A 17,693-nucleotide genomic window follows, 5' to 3' on the forward strand; every position below is an offset into this window, starting at 1 on the left:
AGGCGGCCCCGCGGCTCTCACTCCAGGACGGGCAGCAGCTCGGGCAGGTGGCCGTCGGAGGCCGCGGCGGCCCGCTGCCGCTCCTGCGGGACCTCGCCGTACAGCGTCGTGCGCGGCTTCGCCGGGCGGCCCGCCGCCTCGGCCACCGCGATCAGGTCCTTGACGGACTTGTAGGAGCCGTAACTCGATCCGGCCATCCGGGAAATGGTCTCCTCCATCAGGGTGCCGCCGACGTCGTTGGCGCCCGAGCGGAGCATCTCGGCGGCGCCTTCCGTGCCCAGCTTCACCCAGCTGGTCTGGATGTTGGGGATGTGGGGGTGCAGGAGCAGGCGCGCCATCGCGGTCACCGCGCGGTTGTCGCGGACGGTGGGGCCGGGCCGGGCGATGCCCGCCAGGTACACCGGCGCGTTGGTGTGGATGAACGGGAGCGTCACGAACTCCGTGAACCCGCCCGTTTGTTGCTGGATGCGGGACAGCGTGCGGAAGTGGCCGAGCCAGTGCCGGGGCTGGTCCACATGGCCGTACATCATCGTCGAGGACGAGCGGATGCCGAGCTCGTGGGCGGTGGTGACGACGTCGATCCAGGTCGCCGTGGGCAGCTTGCCCTTGGTCAGGATCCAGCGGACCTCGTCGTCGAGGATCTCCGCGGCGGTGCCCGGGATGGAGTCGAGCCCCGCCTCCCTGGCCGCCGTCAGCCACTCGCGGACGGACAGGCCGGTGCGGGTGGCGCCGTTCACCACCTCCATCGGGGAGAAGGCGTGGACGTGCATGCCCGGGACGCGGTCCTTCACCGCCCTGGCGATGTCGAAGTAGGCCGTGCCGGGCAGGTCGGGATGGATGCCGCCCTGCATGCAGACCTCCACGGCGCCCACCTCCCAGGCCTGCTGGGCACGGTCGGCGACCTGGTCGAGCGAGAGCGTGTAGGCGTCGGCGTCCGTGCGGCGCTGGGCGAAGGCGCAGAAGCGGCAGCCTGTGTAGCAGACGTTGGTGAAGTTGATGTTCCGCGTGACGATGTACGTGACGTCGTCACCTACCGCCGACCTGCGGACGTCGTCCGCGATCCGGCAGAGCGCGTCCAGCGCGGGGCCGTCCGCGTGCAGCAGGGCGAGGGCCTCGTCGTCGGTGAGTTTCGTCGGGTCGTCGGCGGCCGTCGCGAGGGCCTGGCGCACGTCGGTGTCGATACGCGAGGGCACCATCCCGGGCGCCGCAGCCTCCCGCAGTTCCGCCCAGTCGCCGTACACGAGGTCGAAGTCCTCGCGCCGGTCGCCGGTGCGCCCCTCGGTGTCGATGGTGTGGTGCAGGTCGGTGCGGCCGGACGCGGTGAACGCCTCGTCGGGCTCCTGCCACGGGTGCCCCTCGACGACCGCGTCCTCGCGGGCGAGGCCGGTCTCCGGGTCCGCCAGCGCCCGTACGTGCGGCAGCAGCCGCGGGTCCAGCCACGGTTCGCCGCGCCGCACGAACTCCGGGTACACGCACAGTCGTTCGCGGAGCTCGAAGCCCGCCGCCGCGGACTGCTCGGCGAGCGCGTCGATCTGCGGCCACGGCCGCTCGGGGTTGACGTGGTCGATCGTGAGGGGTGAGACCCCGCCCCAGTCGTCGATGCCGGCGCCGATCAGCCGCCCGTACTCGGCGTCCACCAGGTTGGGCGGCGCCTGGAGGCAGGCGGACGGTCCCATGATGTGCCGGGCGACCGCGACCGTGGCGATCAGCTCGTCCAGCTCCGCGTCCGGCATCCCGCGCATCGCGGTGTCCGGCTTGGCGCGGAAGTTCTGGATGATCAGCTCCTGGATGCCGTGGTAGGCGCGGGAGACGCGGCGCAGCGCGAACAGCGAGTCGGCCCGCTCCTCGTACGTCTCGCCGATCCCGATGAGCAGCCCGCTGGTGAAGGGGACCGAGGAGCGGCCCGCGTCCTCCAGGACCCGCAGCCGGACGGCGGGTTCCTTGTCGGGCGACCCGTGGTGGGGGCCGCCGGGCTCGCTCCACAGCCTGGTGGCGGTGGTCTCCAGCATCATCCCCATGGACGGGGCGACCGGCTTCAGCCGCTGGAAGTCGGTCCACGACAGCACGCCCGGGTTGAGGTGCGGCAGCAGGCCCGTCTCCTCCAGGATGCGGACGGAGACGGCCCGTACGTAGGCGATCGTGTCGTCGTAGCCGTGCGCGTCCAGCCACTCGCGGGCCTCGGGCCAGCGGTCCTCGGGCTTGTCGCCGAGGGTGATCAGGGCTTCCTTGCAGCCGAGTTCGGCGCCGCGGCGGGCGATGTCCAGCACCTCGTCCGGGGACATGAACATGCCGTGCCCGGCCCGGCGGAGCCTGCCCGGCACGGTGACGAACGTGCAGTAGTGGCACTTGTCGCGGCACAGCCGGGTCAGCGGGACGAAGACGCTCTTGGAGTACGTGATGACGCCCGGGCGGCCCGCCGCGGCGAGCCCGGCGTCCCGCACACGGGCGGCGGACGCGGCCAGGTTGTCCAGGTCCGCGCCGCGGGCCCGGAGCAGGACGGCCGCCTCGGTGACGTCGAGCGCGACGCCGTCACGCGCGCGTTTGAGCGCGCGCCGCATGGAGTTCGCGGTCGGCCCGGTTCCGGATGGCTCGGAAGTCGCGGAAGTCGTCATCCGTCGAGCATACGATCGGCGTGATCAGCGGAAACCGGTACTGTCCGATTCGTGCCGCCGGGCCGGGTTCCACCGGATGCCGCCGGGCCGGGACGGGGGCGCCGTACGCGCGTCACCGGGCGCCGCAGCTCCGGAGCGGGTCACCGGACGCCCGCCACCGGCTGCCGTACGTCCGCAGCCGGCTGCGGTACGCCCGTCGCCAGGCTGCCGTACGCCCGTCGCAGGCTGCCGCCGGTCCGGAGTCGGTCACCGGACTCCCGTCGCCGGCTGCCCGAGGTCGTCGAGCGTCGCGATCCGCTTGCGAGGCCGATGGGGTCGTGCCGGGCGACGAGCACGATGCCGGTGCCGGGAGGGAGGTCCCGGGTCACTGCCGCCGCCTGCGCGAACGCGAAGGGGGCGAGGGTGCGGCGGTACTCGGGCGGCAGTTTCCCTTCCCTTGAACCGGAGTACGGGTGAATAGCAGGGTGGTTCGCGCCACCCCCGTCCCCATCACACCCCGGGAGCAGCAGCATGTGCGACGACGACCACGCCATCGGCAGACGCGCGCTGTTCGTGACGGGAGCCGCCGCCGCGCTCACGCTGGGAAGTGTGGAGTTCCCGGACGGCGCCCACGCGGCGGACGGTCAGGAGACCAGGACCGTGCGGGGCACCCTGCCCCCCGGCTCACCCGACTTCGTGTATCTGCCCGTCGATGTCCCCTCGGGTGTACGGGAGTTCAGGGTCGCGTACTCCTACGAGAAGCCCTCGGTGCCGGCCGGCACTCCGGGCAGCGCCCTGGACATCGGGCTGTTCGACGAGCGCGGCACCGAGCTGGGCGGCGAGGGCTTCCGCGGCTGGTCGGGCGGCGCCCGCTCGGAGTTCTTCGTCCGGGCGGACGACGCGACACCGGGCTACCTCCCGGGGCCGGTCCGGGCGGGCACCTGGCACATCGCCCTCGGCCCGTACACGGTGGCGCCGCAGGGCCTGCGCTACGAGGTCACCGTCACGCTCGTTTACGGCGAGCCGGGCGCCGCGGTGAAACCGGTGTACCCGCCCGCCCGTGCCAGGGGGCGCGGCAGGGCCTGGTACCGCGGCGACTGCCACCTGCACTCCTGGTACTCGGACGGCCGCCGCACCCCGGCGGAGATCGCCGCGCTCGCGCGTGCCGCGGGCCTGGACTTCATCAACTCCTCCGACCACAACACCCATGCCGCACACCCCCATTGGGCGGATCTGGCGGGCGACGACCTGCTGATCATGCTCGGTGAGGAGGTGACGACCCGCAACGGCCACGTGCTGGCCCTCGGCACCGACCCGGGCACCTTCGTCGACTGGCGCTACCGGGCACGCGACAACCGCTTCGGCAGGTACGCCCGGCGGATCCGGCGGGCCGGCGGCCTGGTGGTGCCCGCCCACCCGCACGCGACATGCATCGGCTGCGGCTGGAGGTTCGGCTTCGGCGAGGCGGACGCGATCGAGGTGTGGAACGGCCCCTACACGCCGGACGACGAGATCGCGCTGGCCGACTGGGACGCGATGCTGGTCGCCTCCGTGCGGGCGGGCGGCGCCTGGATCCCCGCGATGGGCAACAGCGACGCCCACCGCGACCCCGACCGGGTCGGCCTGCCCCAGACCGTCGTCCTCGCCGACGACCTGACCCGCGAGGCGATCCAGGACGGCATCCGCGCCGGCCGCTGCTACGTCGCCGAGTCCCGGTCGGTGTCGCTCGCGTTCACGGCGACCGGCCCGAGGGGCGAGCACGCCGGGATCGGCGAGCGGCTGCGGGTGGACCGGGACGCCCCGGTGACCGTCCGGCTGGAGGTGACGGGCGCCGCGGGCTGCACGGTCCGCCTCGTCACCGACCAGGGCGTGCTGCTCGCCTCGGCCGTGCCGGACTCCGGTTCCGGCACCACCGAGTGGCGCACGACGGCGGCCTACGCGGCCTACGTACGGGCCGAGGTCCGGCACGCCCCGACGGCACCGGGCCTGCCGGGAGCCCTGGCCGCGTTCACCAATCCGGTGTTCCTGGGGCGGCGGTGAGGGGCGGGCCGGCGGCGGGGGTCCCCGGCGGGCGCGGGCAGGGGGGTTCAGGACTGCGGGTCGTCGGCCAGGCGGGTCAGCCATTCGGTGAGGAGGGCGCCCTCGGCCTGGGTCAGGGACGGGTTAGGGGAGCGGCGCAGGACGGCGGCCAGCCGGGCCGCCGAGGACGGGACTCCGGCGCTGTCCGCGCCGGGGTCGTCCGCGGGGGCGCCGGCCATGGCCTCCGGCGTGAAGACGGCCGCGTGCACGGCGTCCCGGACGCGCCGGGAGATGCCCGGGTCGTCGAAGGTCGCCGGCCGGGACACCAGCATCAGGGAGACCCCGACGTTGGCGGACATGATCATCTGGGCGGCCAGTTCCGGGGAGAGCCGCAGCTTGCCCTGTTCGGCGGCCCGGCGCAGGTCCGAGGTGAGGATCCGGTGGGACTCCAGGGCGGCGGCCGGGGGCGTGCGCATCGCCGGGGAGTTCATCAGCCGGTAGAGGCTGGGGTTGCGCAGCGCGAAGTCGGTGTGGGTGTCCCAGCCGTCGCGCAGGTCCTCGACGGGGTCCGTGCCGGGGGTGCGCTCGCGTTTGGTCGCCAGGTACCGGCCGAAGCCGTGGTCGACGACGGCGGAGAGCAGTCCCTCCTTGTCCCCGAAGTGCCGGTAGAGCGCGGGCGCCCCGACGCCGGCCGCCTCGCACACGGCCCGGGTGGAGACGTCCCCGTCCGGGGACTCGGCGACGAGGGCGGCCGCCATTTCGAGAATGCGCGCTCTGGTACTCACGGGAGCGACGCTACCCGTCCCCGTGGCAGGGCCCGGCGCGCTCAGACGATGCCGCCGTTGGCGCGCAGCACCTGGCCGTTGACCCAGCGTCCGGGGCCCGCGAGGAAGGCGACGGCCTCGGCGATGTCCCGCGGGGTGCCGAGGCGCTCCAGCGGTGCCTGGGCTGCCAACCGCGCGACGGTCTCCTCGTCCTTGCCGTCCAGGAACAGCGCGGTGGCGGTGGGTCCGGGGGCCACCGCGTTGACGGTGATGTCCCGCCCGCGCAGCTCCCGGGCCAGGATCAGGGTCATGGCCTCGACGGCGCCCTTGGTGGCGGCGTACGCGGCGTAGCCGGGGAGGGCGAGGCCCACCACCGAGCTGGAGAAGTTGATGAGGGCGCCGCCCGCGCGCAGCCGTCGCGCGGCCTGCTGGTCGACGACGAACGTGCCGCGGATGTTGGTGCGGTGCATCCGGTCCAGGGCGTCGAGGTCGGTGTCGACGAGCGGGGCGAGCGTCATGACGCCCGCCGCGTGGACGACCACGTCGACGCCGCCGAAGGCGGTTTCGGCGGCGTCGAAGAGGGCCGCCACCTCGGTCTCCTCGGCCACGTCGGCGCGGAAGGCGACGGCCCGGCCGCCCTTGCCGGTGATGGCGGCGACGGCCTTGTCGGCCTCGGCCTGGTTGCCCGCGTAGTTCACGACGACGGCGTGTCCGTCGGCGGCCAGGCGCTCGGCGGTCTCCCGGCCGATCCCGCGCGAGCCGCCGGTGACGATCGCGACGCGGGTGCCGGTGGCCGTGGCGGTGGTGGGCTGCTCGCTCATGGCGCGCTCCTCGTCTCGGTGGGGCAGCGGTGCTCGCACCCCGACATAAGCAACGCTAACACTGAGTACGTAACATCGCTATCTCATTCGTAGCGATGCTACGGGCGGCGCGGGGAGTACCTTCAGCGGCAGGGAGCCGGGGACGGGAGAGGCGCGGGATGTCGCGGTACGACGAGGTCAAATTCCGGGTGGTCACGGCGTTCCAGCGGCGGGTCGCCAACCCGCTGCTGCGGCGGCTGCCGTTCCAGACGCTGCTGGAGACCACCGGACGGACCTCGGGCCTGCCGCGCCGGACACCGGTCGGCGGGCGCGGGACCGGGCGGACGTTCTGGCTCGTCTCCGAGTACGGGGAGAAGTCGCAGTACGTACGGAACATCCGGGCGGACCCGCGGGTCAGGGTCCGGGTCCACGGCCGTTGGCACCACGGCGTCGCCAATGTGATGCCGGAGGACGACGCCCGGGCGCGGCTGAGGACCCTGCCGCGCCTGAACAGCACCGCGGTCCGCGCCCTCGGCACGCATCTGCTGACGGTACGCGTGGACCTGACCGACTGAGCCCGGTCCCGGCGCGCTCCCGGGGCCCCGGCCCCTCACCCCGCCCAGACGATCGACTGCATCTCGCTGTACGCGTGCAGCGCGTACGACCCCACGTCCCGTCCCACCCCGCTCTTCTTGAAGCCGCCGAACGGCGCCTCCATGTTGCGGCCCACGGTGTTGACGCCGACGCCGCCCGCCCGCAGCCTGCGGGCCACCCGGAAGGCCCGGGCCACGTCGCCCGACCAGACGTAGTCGATCAGGCCGTAGTCGCTGTCGTTCGCCAGCCCGACCCCCTCGTCCTCGTCGTCGAAGGGCACCACCACGACCACCGGCCCGAAGATCTCCTCACGGACCACCCGCATGCCGGGGGTGCAGTCGGCGAGCAGGGTCGGGGCGACGTAGAACCCGCGTGCGTGCGGCGGCCGGCGGCCCCCGGTGACGACCCGCGCCCCCGCCTCGCGCCCCAGTTCCACGTACGACTCGACCCGGTCCCGGTGGGCCGCCGAGATCACCGGCCCGACCACCGTGCCGGACTCGCGCGGATCGCCGATCCTCAACTGCTCGGCGTACGCGGCCAGTCGCTCGACCAGCCGGTCGTGCACGGACCGCTGCACCAGCACCCGGGTCGGCGCCGTGCAGATCTGCCCGCTGTAGAACGAGAACGTCGTGCCGATCCCGGCCACCGCCGACTCCAGGTCCGCGTCGTCGAAGACGACCGCCGCCCCTTTGCCGCCCAGCTCCATCAGCTGCCGTTTCATCCCGCGCCCGCACACCTCGGCGATGCGCTGCCCGACGGCGGTGGAGCCGGTGAAGCTCACCATGTCCACATCGGGTGAGTCCACGGCCGCCTGCCCGACCTCCGCCCGCGAGCCGCCGACCACGTTCACCACGCCCGGCGGTACGCCCGCCGCCTCCAGCGCCTCGGCCATCCGGTACACGGACAGCGGGTCCTGCGGAGCCGGCTTCACGACCACCGTGTTGCCCATGGCCAGGGCGGGGGCGACCTTGCCCGCGGCGTTCGCCCAGGGGTTGTTGTACGAGGTGACGCAGCTGACCACGCCGACCGGCCGGCGCACGGCCAGCGCCCCCATCACCGCCGCCGGCCCGAACGGCCCGGCCTCGTTGACCTGCGGCAGCAGCGGCTGCTCCACCGGCTCCACGCGCGCGTACCGCTGGAAACGGGCCGCGGCGACCCCCACCTGCATGGCGCGCGCCGTGCTTGTCGTGGCGCCGCTCTCCGCCCGGGCGAGGTCGGCGTAGGGGACGAGACCGCGCCGGACCAGTCCTGCGGCCCGGGCGAGGACGGCGGCCCGCTCCTCTGCGGGCGTGCGGGACCAGGCGCCGAAGGCGTCCCGGGCGGCGGCCGTCGCCGCGTACACCTGCTCCCGCGACGCCTCCGGGGCCAGCCCGACGACGCCCTCGGTCGCCGGGTCGGTCACCTCGTAGAAGCCGTCGTCGGGAGGGACCCACGAGCCCCCGACGAACAGCCGCTGCCCCTCGCTCACCCGGCCCCCCCGGGCCGGGGCCGTGGCCCGCCGGCGCTCACCGGGTGCTCACCGTCCGGGTGTCGCGCCCGGAGCGCAGCACCCTGCCCGGTACGGCACCGGTCACCACGTCCTCGCGGATCGACTCGACTCCGTTGACCCACACGGCCGTGATCCCGATCGCCTTCGAGTCGAGCCGGGGGCTGTCTCCCGGGAGGTCGTGCACCAGCGTGGCCTTGCCCGCGTCGATCCGCGCCGGGTCGAAGAGCACCAGGTCGGCGTGGAAGCCCTCCTCGATCCGGCCGCGCCCGCGCAGTCCGAAGAGCCGCGCCGGGTCGTCCGTGAGCATCCGCACCGCCTGCTCCAGCGGCACCAGCCTGCGTCCGCGCAGACAGTCCCCGAGGAAGCGGGTGGTGTACGGCGCTCCGCACATGCGGTCCAGATGGGCGCCCGCGTCGGAGCCGCCGAGCAGGACGTCCGGGTGCTGCCAGGTCTTCGCCCGCAGCGCCCAGGAGTCCGGGTCGTTGTCGCTCGGCATCGGCCACAGCACCGTGCGCAGGTCGTCGTGTGCGCAGATCTCGACGAGGCACTCGAAGGGTTCCTGGCCGCGTTCGGCCGCTATGTCCCGCACGACCCGGCCGGTGAGGCCCTCGTTCGCCGGGCTGTAGGTGTCCCCGATGACGTACCGCCCGAAGTGGGCGAGCCTGCGGAAGACGCCGGCCTCCCTGCTGTCCGCCCGTCGCAGCAGCTCCGCCCGGACCCCCGGGTCGCGCAGCCGTGCGATGCGCTCCGGCACGGGCAGGCCGAGGACCTCGCCCCAGCCGGGGATCAGGTTCAGGGCGCAGAAGGTGCCGAGCGACATGTTCATGGGGGTGAGGATCGGCATGGTCAGCGCGACGATCCGGCCGCCGGCCCGGCGCGCGCGTTCGCTCGCCTCCAGCTGGCGGGGGACGCGTTCGGGCACGGCGGCGTCGATCGTCAGGACGTTCCAGTTCAGGGGCCGTCCCGCCGCCGCGCTCATCCCCACGAGCAGGTCGATCTCGTCGTCGCCGAACTGGTCGAGGCAGCCGGCCACGATCGCCTCGATCTGGGTGCCCTCGTGGTCCGCCACCGCCCGGGCCAGCGCGAGGAGTTCGGCGGGCCGGGCGTGGCGCGAGGCGACCGGCTTCCCGTCGCCGTCCGAGTGCGTGGACGACTGGGTGGTCGACAGGCCCCAGGCCCCCGCCTCCATCGCCTCGTGGAAGAGGGTGAGCATCCGGGCCAGCTGCTCCGGGGTCGGCTGCCCGCCCACCGCGGCCGGGCCCATGACGTACCGGCGCAGCGCGCAGTGTCCGACCATGAAGCCCGCGTTGACCGCGATCCGCCCTTCCAGAGCGTCCAGGTACTCGCCGAAGGAGTGCCAGTTCCAGGGTGCGCCCTCCTCCAGGGCGACCAGGGACATGCCCTCGACCTTGGACATCATGCGCCGGGTGTAGTCGGCGTCCTCGGGGCGGCCCGGGTGGAGCGGGGCGAGCGTGAAGCCGCAGTTGCCGCCCGCGACGGTCGTCACTCCGTGGTTCAGGGACGGGGTCGCGTAGGGGTCCCAGAACAGCTGGGCGTCGTAGTGGGTGTGCGGGTCGACGAAGCCGGGGGCGAGGACGAGGCCGTGCGCGTCCTCGGCGGTCCTCGCCTCCTCGGTGATCCGTCCGACGGCGGCGATCCGGCCGTCGCGGACGCCGACGTCGGCGGTGTACGCGGGTGCGCCCGTCCCGTCCACGACGGTCGCGCCCCTGATCAGGTGGTCGAGCATGGCCACGCCCCTTCCTCGCGTCCGTGCCGTCTCACGCGGACCGGCGGAACCGGGTCGTGCGGTGCACCGGATCCGTGTCGATCCTCGGAATGACGTGCTCGCCGACCAGCCTGATCGTCTGGAGCGTCTCCTCAAAGGAGATGCCGATGGGCAGTCCGAAGGAGAGCTGGTCGGCACCCGCCTGCTCCCAGCGCTTGCACTGGGTCAGCACCTCGTCGGGGTCGCCGCAGATCAACAGCTCCTCGGCGATGAGGAGTTCGATGATCTCCTCGTTGAACTCGGGCAGCGTCTCGGGCCAGACGGGGAAGCCCTCGGGCCGCGGGAAGGTGTCGTGGTAGCGGAAGACGAGGGACTGGAGGTAGTGCAGCCCGCCACCGGCGGCGATGCGCACGGCCTCCTGGTGCGTGGGCGCGCAGACGGCCGTCGATGTCACCATCACGTTGTCGTTGACGAAGTCCCCGATGGGCCGCGCGTCGACGATCGCGGTCTTGTACTGCTCCAGCACCCACTCCATGTCGGAGACCTTCTGCACGCTGAAGCCGAGCACGCCGAGGCCCTTGCGGGCGGCCATGGCGTACGAGGGCGGCGACCCGGCGGCGTACCACATGGCGGGGTGCGACTTCCCGTACGGCTTCGGCAGGATCTTGCGCGGCGGGAGCTGCCAGTGCTTGCCCCGGAACCCGGCGTACTCGTCCTGGAGCCACATCTTGGGGAACTCCGCGATGGTCTCCTCCCAGATCTCCTTGGTGTGGTTCATGTCGGTGACGCCCGGGATGAAGCCGAGGATCTCGTGCGAGCCGGCGCCGCGGCCGGACCCGAACTCGAAGCGCCCCTCGGAGAGGTGGTCGAGCATGGCGACCTTCTCGGCGACCTTCACCGGGTGGTTGACCTGGGCGAGCGGGTTGAAGATCCCGGAGCCGAGGTGGATGCGCTCGGTGGCGTGGGCCAGGTAGCCGAGGAAGACGTCGTTGGCTGAGAGGTGCGAGTACTCCTCCAGGAAGTGGTGCTCGGACGCCCAGGCGTACTTGAAGCCGGACTTGTCCGCCTGGATGACGTACTCGGTCTCCTCCATCAGCGCCTTGTGCTCCGCGAGGGGGTCGGTCTCGGCGCGCTTGCCCACGTATCCCTGTACAAAGAGCCCGAATTCCAAGGCGGTTCACCGTCCCTGTCACTGACGACGGTGTTTCTGACGCACCGTCAGATATGTTGGGTGCGACTGTTCCACCGGACACCTGGACCGTCAAGAGCTGACGAAGCGTCAGCCACGGCCCGCGGCCCGGGACCTCAGACGACACTCACGCCCGCCAGCCAGCCCCCGTCGATCACGAACGGCTGCCCGGTGATGTACGAGGAGTCCTCGCAGGTCAGGAAGAGGGCCAGCCGCGCCACCTCCTCCGGCCTGCCGATCCGGCCGAGCGGCACGAGCCTGCCGTACAGCTCCTCCAGCGCCTCGGCACTCACCTCGTTGTCCGCGGCCGGGTCCAGCTGGGACGGGTTGCTCATCGCCGTGTCGATGGCGCCCGGGCAGACGGCGTTCACGCGGATCTTCCTGGCGGCCAGTTCGAGGGCGGCCACCCGGGTCAGCCCGACGATGGCGTGCTTGGTCGCCGCGTAGGCCCCGACGTACGCCATCCCGGTCAGTCCCGCGTACGAGGCCGTGTTCACGATCGTCCCGCCGCCCGCCGCGGCCAGTTCCGGCGCGAGGGTCCTGATCCCGAGGAAGACACCGACCTGGTTGACCTGCACCACCTGCTGGAACTCCTCCAGCGGGGTGCTGACCAGCTCGTTGAAGCGCAGGATGCCGGCGTTGTTGACCAGCCCGTCGATCCGCCCGTACGCGTTCCTCGCGGCCTCCACGGCGGCCCGCCAGTCGTCCTCCCGGCTCACGTCGAGGTGGACGTAGCGCGCCCCGATCTCCTCGGCGAGCGCCTCGCCCCGGTCGTCGAGCACGTCCGCGAGGACCACCTCGGCGCCCTCCCCGGCGAAGAGCCGCGCCTCCTGCTCGCCCTGCCCGCGCGCCGCGCCGGTGATCAGGACGACGCGTCCGTCCAGCTTGCCCATGGCTCTCCCTGGTCGAGGTGGGGCGCGACCTCCGCGCCGAAAGCGGCCATCTGGTCGAGGAGTTCCTCGCGGCCGCGGGAGCGGAACCGCACCTGGATCTGGTGCACCCCCATCGCGCGGTAGGCCCGCAGCGACTCGGCGAGCGCCTCCGGCGTCCCGCGCAGCGTCCGCCGCCCGACGTCCCACGCGGGCTCGCCCACGTACAGCGGCTCGGTGATGGCCCCGACGACGAAGGGCCCGGTGACGCCCGCGTCCGCCCGGAGCCGGTGCACTCTCGCGATCTGCTCCGGGAGCCGGTCGCGCGGATCACCCTGCGGTAGCCAGCCGTCACCCCGGAGCGCCGCCCGGCGCACCGCGGCGGGCGAGGAGCCGCCGATCCAGACGGGGACCCGGTCCTGCGCGGGCCGGGGGCGCTGCCCGAGGCCCTCGAAGTCGTACGCCTCGCCGTGGTGCGCGGGGTACTCGTCGGGCCCGAGCGCGGCGCGCAGGGCGTCGACGCACTCGTCGAGCACCGGGCCCCGCCGCTCGAAGTCCACGCCCAGCGCCTCGAATTCCTCCCGTACGTGACCGGCGCCGACGCCGAGGATCAGCCGGCCGCCCGACAGATGGTCGAGGGTCGCGTACTGCTTCGCGGTGACGAGGGGATGGCGCAGCCCGACCACCGCGACGTGGCTGAGCAGCCGGACGCGCTCGGTCACGCCCGCCAGGAAGGCCAGCGTGGCGACGGGGTCGTACCAGACGGTGCTCATGGCGCCCGCGAGACGGCGCGGGATGGCCACGTGGTCGCAGCTCGCGAGGTAGGCGAAGCCCGAGCGGTCGGCGGTGCGGGCGATCTCGACGAGGTCGCCGGGGCCCGCGTCCGCCTCCCAGGGCTCGGCGTAGAGGGTGCTCTGCGACTGGACGGGAAGCTGCATCCCGTACGCCGGTCGCCCGTATGGCGAAATCTCCATGACACGCGACCTTCCTGACGTGCCGTCATGTGGGCGCTCGTGGTGGAGTCCGGCGGTTCACCGGACGCCGGGCGGGCGGGCTTTCACGCCGCCCAGAGCCCGTCCTTGGTCAGTCCCAGCAGCTCGATCGCGTTGCGCCGTACGATCCGGTCGACCACGTCCGGGTCGAGGTGGCCCATCTGGGCCTCGCCGACCTCACGGGACCTGGGCCAGGTGGAGTCGGAGTGCGGGTAGTCGGTCTCGTACAGGACGTTGCCGACGCCGATCGCGTCCAGGTTCCGCAGGCCGAAGGCGTCGTCGAAGAAGCAGCCGTGGACGTGTTCGGCGAAGAGTTCGGACGGCGGCCGGTGGACCTTGTCGGCGACGCCGCCCCAGGCACGGTTCTCCTCCCACACGACGTCGGCGCGTTCGAGGATGTAGGGGATCCAGCCGATCTGGCCCTCGGCGTACATCACCCGGAGGTTCGGGAAACGCTCGAACTTGCCGCTCATCAGCCAGTCGACCATCGAGAAGCAGCAGTTGGCGAAGGTGATGGTGGAGCCGACCGCGGGCGGGGCGTCGGCGGAGGTCGAGGGCATGCGGCTGCTGGAGCCGATGTGCATGGCGATGACCGTGCCGGTCTCGTCGCAGGCGGCGAGGAAGGGGTCCCAGTCGTCGGTGTGGACGGAGGGGAGCCCGAGGTGGGGCGGGATCTCGGAGAAGGCCACGGCGCGGACTCCGCGGGCGGCGTTGCGGCGCACCTCCCGGGCGGCGAGTTCCGCGTCCCAGAGCGGGATGAGCGTCAGCGGTATCAGCCGTCCCGCCGCGGCCGGACCGCACCACTCCTCCACCATCCAGTCGTTGTAGGCCCTGACCCCGAGCAGGCCCAGCTCGCGGTCCTCGGCCTCGGTGAACGTCTGACCGCAAAAGCGCGGGAAGGTGGGGAAGCAGAGCGCCGACTGCACGTGGTTGACGTCCATGTCGGCCAGCCGCTGCGGCACGTCGTACGACCCGGGCCGCATCTGCTCGTACGTGATGATCTCCAGCTTGATCTCGTCGCGCGCGTAGCCGACGGCGGTGTCGAGGCGGGTGAGCGGGCGGCGCAGGTCCTCGTACACCCACCAGTCGCCGACGGGCCCGTCGTCGCCCGGATCGCCCATGACGGGCGCGAACCTGCCGCCGAGGAACGTCATCTCCTTCAGCGGCGCCCGGACGACGCGCGGGCCGCGGTCCCGGTACCGCGCCGGGAGCCGGTCCTGCCAGACGCCCGGCGGCTCCACGGTGTGGTCGTCCACCGAGATGATCCTGGGGAAGGGGGGCGAGGGACTGTCCGCGCTTCGCTTGGTCTCCATACGAATCACCGTAGCGCTGATCTGACGGCCCGTCAGCTCCTGGCCGGGCTTGCCGTACCACCACTCGATGCGGCCGGCTCCGCACCGATCCGTGAGGAGAGCGTGTGAGGACCTTGTGCCGTACCGTGCGCCCCCCTGTGATCGCTGTCTCCCACGGCTGACGCATCCGCCATGAACAAGGCAAACTGGCCTCGTTGTCATGACGGTCGGCAGGGGGACAGCGATGGACGGTGTACCGCGAGTGCCGGAGCAGCGGAGCCCCGAGGATTCGGCGGCGCTGCGCTTCGGCGTGCTCGGACCGGTGCGCGCCTGGCGCGGGACGGAACCCCTGCCCATGGGGTCACCGCAGCAACGCGCTCTGCTCGTCGCGCTGCTGCTGCGTGAGGGACGGACGGCGACGGCCCCCGAACTCATCGACGCGCTGTGGGGCGAGGAGTCCCCGCCCCAGGCCCTGGCCGCCGTCCGCACCTACGCCTCCCGGCTCAGGAAGGTCCTCAACCCCGGGGTGCTCGTCAGCGAGTCCGGCGGCTACGCCGTCCGCCTCCCGGACCCCGGCGCACTCGACCTCGCCCGGGCCCAGCAGCTGGCCGCCGACGCCGACAAGGCCAAGCACACCGGGGACCTGTGCCGGGCCCGAGCCCTGCTCAACGAGGCGCTCGGCCTGTGGGACGGGGAGCCGCTGGCGAGCGTCCCCGGCCCCTACGCCGACACCCAGCGGACCCGGCTGGAGGAGTGGCGGCTCCAACTCCTGGAAACCCGCCTCGACATGGACCTGGAGCAGGGCTGCCACGCGGAGGCGGTGTCCGAGCTGACCGCGCTGACCGCCGCCCACCCGCTGCGCGAACGCCTGCGGGAACTGCTCATGCTGGCGCTGTACCGCTCCGGCAGGCAGGCCGAGGCCCTCGCGGTGTTCGCCGACACGCGGCGCCTGCTCGCCGACGAGCTGGGCGTCGACCCCCGGGCGGACCTCCAGGAGCTCCAGCAGCGCATCCTGCGCGCCGACCCCGGGCTCACGGAACCCTCCGCCTCGCCGGCGGAGCCTCCCCCGGCGCCCGTCCGCCCCGCCCAACTGCCCGCCACCGTCACCGACTTCACCGGCCGCGCGTCCTTCGTCCAGGAACTGGGCGACGTGCTGGCCGCCGCGTCGACGGCCGAGGGCCGGGTGATGGCGGTCTCGGCGCTCGCGGGCATCGGCGGCGTCGGCAAGACGACCCTGGCCGTGCACGTCGCGCACCGGACACGCGGCGCCTTCCCGGACGGGCAGCTGTACGTGGACCTCCAGGGCGCCGGAGCGCGCGCGGCCGAGCCCGAAACCGTCCTCGGCGCGTTCCTGCGGGCCCTCGGCACCCCGGACTCCGCCATCCCCGACTCCCTGGAGGAGCGCGCCGCGCTGTACCGGTCGGCGCTGGACGGCCGCCGCGTCCTGGTGCTGCTGGACAACGCGCGCGACGCCGCGCAGGTACGTCCGCTGCTGCCCGGGACGGAGGGGTGCGCGGCGCTGGTCACCTCCCGGGTGCGCATGGTGGACCTGGCCGGGGCGCACCTGGTGGACCTGGACGTCATGTCCCCCGAGGAGGCCCTCCAGCTCTTCACGAAGATCGTCGGCGCGGAGCGGGTGACGTCGGAGCGGGAGGCGGCTCTGGACGTGGTCGCCGCCTGCGGGTTCCTCCCGCTCGCCATCCGGATCGCCGCCTCCCGGCTGGCCGCGCGCCGCACCTGGACCGTCTCGGTACTGGCCGCGAAGCTCGCCGACGAACGCCGCCGCCTGGACGAGCTCCAGGCCGGTGACCTCGCCGTGAAGGCCACCTTCGAGCTCGGCTACGGCCAGCTGGAGCCGGCCCAGGCCCGTGCCTTCCGGCTGCTGGGCCTCGCCGACGGCCCCGACATCTCGCTCGCGGCCGCCGCCGCGGCGCTGGACCTCCCGGCCGAGGACACCGAGGACCTCCTGGAGTCCCTCGTCGACACGTCCCTCCTGGAGTCCGCCGCCCCCGGCCGCTACCGCTACCACGACCTGGTCCGCCTCTACGCGCGTGCCTGCGCCGAACGCGACGAACACCCACCGACCGAGCGGGACGCGGCGATGTCGCGGCTCCTGGACTTCTACCTGGCGACGGCGGCGGGCGTCTACGCGATCGAGCGGCCGGGGGACCGGCTGGTGGATCACCTGGAGGCGACCAAGTACCCGGGGGTGCGGTTCGCCGACCGCCACGCCGCCCTGGACTGGCTGTACGCCGAGGCAAACTGCCTGCTGGCCTGCGTCCACCAGTCCCTCGGAGACGACAGGCTGAGCAGAGCCGTCGATCTCCTCTGGGCGGCGAAGGACCTCGCGGAGTCCGGCGCGAACGCCCGTGACTACGGCACCAACGCCGTCCTCGCGCGCGACGCCGCCGAGCGCGCGGGCGATCCGCGCGCCGAGGCCCGGGCCCGCACGGCCCTCACCGAGGCGCACCTGGCCGGCGGCCGCTTCGACCGGGCGGCGGAGGAGGCGGAGCACGCCGAGGCACTCGTCCGCCGGATCGACGACCCCGCCCTCAACTGCTGGGTGCCCAACCACCTCGGCGTCACCGCGGTCTACCGCGGGCAGCACGGGGCGGGCGCCGCGTACCTCCAGCAGGCGATCACCTGCTTCCGCGCCGACGGCAACCTCGCGGGTGAGGCCAGCGCCCTGTGCAACCTGTCGCGCGCCCACCTCGCGATGGGGCAGACGGCCAGCGCGATCGCGCTCGCGGAGCAGGGCATCGGCGTCTACGACCGACTCGGGCACACCCTGCGCGGCGCCAACGGACGCTACGCCCTCGGGCTCGCACTCGCCCAGGCCGGCGACCTCGGCAAGGCCGTCGCCCAGCTGACCGAGGCGCTCGAAGTCTTCCGGGACAGCCGGCAGCGGCTGTGGGAGGGCATGTCCATCTTCCGCGTGGCCGAGGTCCGCCTGACCCAGGGCAAGCCCGCGCTGGCCGCCGCGCTGGCCGAGCAGTCGCTCGCCGTGCTGCGGGGCATCGGCGGCGACTGGCGACGCGGGAACGTGCTGACCGTCCTCGGGCGGGCGCTCAGCGCGATCGGCCAGACCGACCGCGGCCAGGCCTGCTGGCGCGAGGCCCTTACCATCTACGAGGACCTGGGCTCGCCCGAGTCCGCGGAGGTACGGAGCCTGCTGTCACCGCTGGCGGCCGCGTAGGTCCCCGCCGCGCGGACGTTCATCGTTCGTTTATCGCGCTGCGCCACTCTGAGTTCGTCGATCCGTCGCGTCGGGGGGCAGACGAATCGCCGCGAGGCCCATCACATATGGTGAACGGCCTTGTCAGCCCGCCCGGCGGCCCTCGGGGGAGTCGCCGGGCGGGCTGTCTCAC

The 17,693-nt window shown here is 73.2% G+C and carries 12 protein-coding genes; 3 read left to right on the plus strand and 9 right to left on the minus strand.

From position 1 onward, the window contains the following. Positions 1–17: 17 nt before the first annotated feature. Complete coding sequence (locus tag AC0ZLC_RS23645; RefSeq protein ID WP_476753943.1) at positions 18–2,612, minus strand: bifunctional FO biosynthesis protein CofGH; 2,595 nt, start codon at positions 2,610–2,612, stop codon at positions 18–20. A 510-nt stretch (positions 2,613–3,122) separates the two neighbouring features. Here AC0ZLC_RS23645 and AC0ZLC_RS23650 point away from each other — a divergent pair. Continuing rightward, positions 3,123–4,631 (plus strand): CehA/McbA family metallohydrolase, encoded by a 1,509-nt coding sequence (locus AC0ZLC_RS23650; RefSeq protein ID WP_476753944.1) that lies wholly within the window; start codon positions 3,123–3,125, stop codon positions 4,629–4,631. 47 nt (positions 4,632–4,678) lie between these two features. Here AC0ZLC_RS23650 and AC0ZLC_RS23655 read toward each other — a convergent pair whose 3' ends face one another. Beyond that, positions 4,679–5,368: a TetR/AcrR family transcriptional regulator gene (locus tag AC0ZLC_RS23655; RefSeq protein WP_476753999.1), complete on the minus strand. Its 690-nt coding sequence runs from the start codon at positions 5,366–5,368 to the stop codon at positions 4,679–4,681. 68 nt (positions 5,369–5,436) lie between these two features. Next, positions 5,437–6,195 (minus strand): SDR family oxidoreductase, encoded by a 759-nt coding sequence (locus AC0ZLC_RS23660; protein WP_476753945.1) that lies wholly within the window; start codon positions 6,193–6,195, stop codon positions 5,437–5,439. Positions 6,196–6,353: 158 nt separating this feature from the next. Here AC0ZLC_RS23660 and AC0ZLC_RS23665 point away from each other — a divergent pair, with 158 nt between their 5' ends. Next, complete coding sequence (locus tag AC0ZLC_RS23665) at positions 6,354–6,749, plus strand: nitroreductase/quinone reductase family protein (protein ID WP_476753946.1); 396 nt, start codon at positions 6,354–6,356, stop codon at positions 6,747–6,749. A gap of 35 nt (positions 6,750–6,784) precedes the next feature. On the opposite strand, the gene AC0ZLC_RS23670 is transcribed toward AC0ZLC_RS23665, so the two are convergent. The 6 genes from AC0ZLC_RS23670 to AC0ZLC_RS23695 form a co-directional block, all read right to left on the minus strand. Beyond that, positions 6,785–8,236, minus strand: a complete 1,452-nt coding sequence (locus AC0ZLC_RS23670; protein WP_476753947.1) for an aldehyde dehydrogenase family protein — start codon at positions 8,234–8,236, stop codon at positions 6,785–6,787. A gap of 37 nt (positions 8,237–8,273) precedes the next feature. Continuing rightward, positions 8,274–10,004 carry an N-acyl-D-amino-acid deacylase family protein gene (locus tag AC0ZLC_RS23675; protein WP_476754000.1) on the minus strand — a complete coding sequence of 577 codons (1,731 nt, stop codon included), beginning with the start codon at positions 10,002–10,004 and terminating at the stop codon, positions 8,274–8,276. Between the two features lie 31 nt (positions 10,005–10,035). Next, the gene (locus tag AC0ZLC_RS23680; RefSeq protein ID WP_476753948.1) at positions 10,036–11,154 is read right to left on the minus strand and encodes an LLM class flavin-dependent oxidoreductase; all 1,119 of its coding nucleotides are present in this window, start codon (positions 11,152–11,154) and stop codon (positions 10,036–10,038) included. A gap of 134 nt (positions 11,155–11,288) precedes the next feature. Continuing rightward, positions 11,289–12,065, minus strand: a complete 777-nt coding sequence (locus AC0ZLC_RS23685) for an SDR family NAD(P)-dependent oxidoreductase (protein WP_476753949.1) — start codon at positions 12,063–12,065, stop codon at positions 11,289–11,291. Then, entirely contained in the window at positions 12,035–13,015 is a 981-nt protein-coding gene (locus tag AC0ZLC_RS23690) for an LLM class F420-dependent oxidoreductase (RefSeq protein WP_476753950.1), read from the minus strand. Before AC0ZLC_RS23690 ends, AC0ZLC_RS23685 begins: the two co-directional genes overlap by 31 nt. Positions 13,016–13,098: 83 nt before the next feature. Then, on the minus strand, positions 13,099–14,346 hold the full coding sequence (locus AC0ZLC_RS23695; RefSeq protein ID WP_476753951.1) for an amidohydrolase family protein: 1,248 nt from the start codon (positions 14,344–14,346) through the stop codon (positions 13,099–13,101). Positions 14,347–14,569: 223 nt separating this feature from the next. Here AC0ZLC_RS23695 and afsR point away from each other — a divergent pair, with 223 nt between their 5' ends. Continuing rightward, a complete protein-coding gene (afsR, locus tag AC0ZLC_RS23700) occupies positions 14,570–17,521 on the plus strand; it encodes an SARP-family global regulator AfsR (protein ID WP_476753952.1) in 2,952 nt (983 codons plus the stop codon). Positions 17,522–17,693: the final 172 nt, after the last annotated feature.

It is taken from the genome of Streptomyces sp. GLSS-08, from assembly GCF_056387915.1.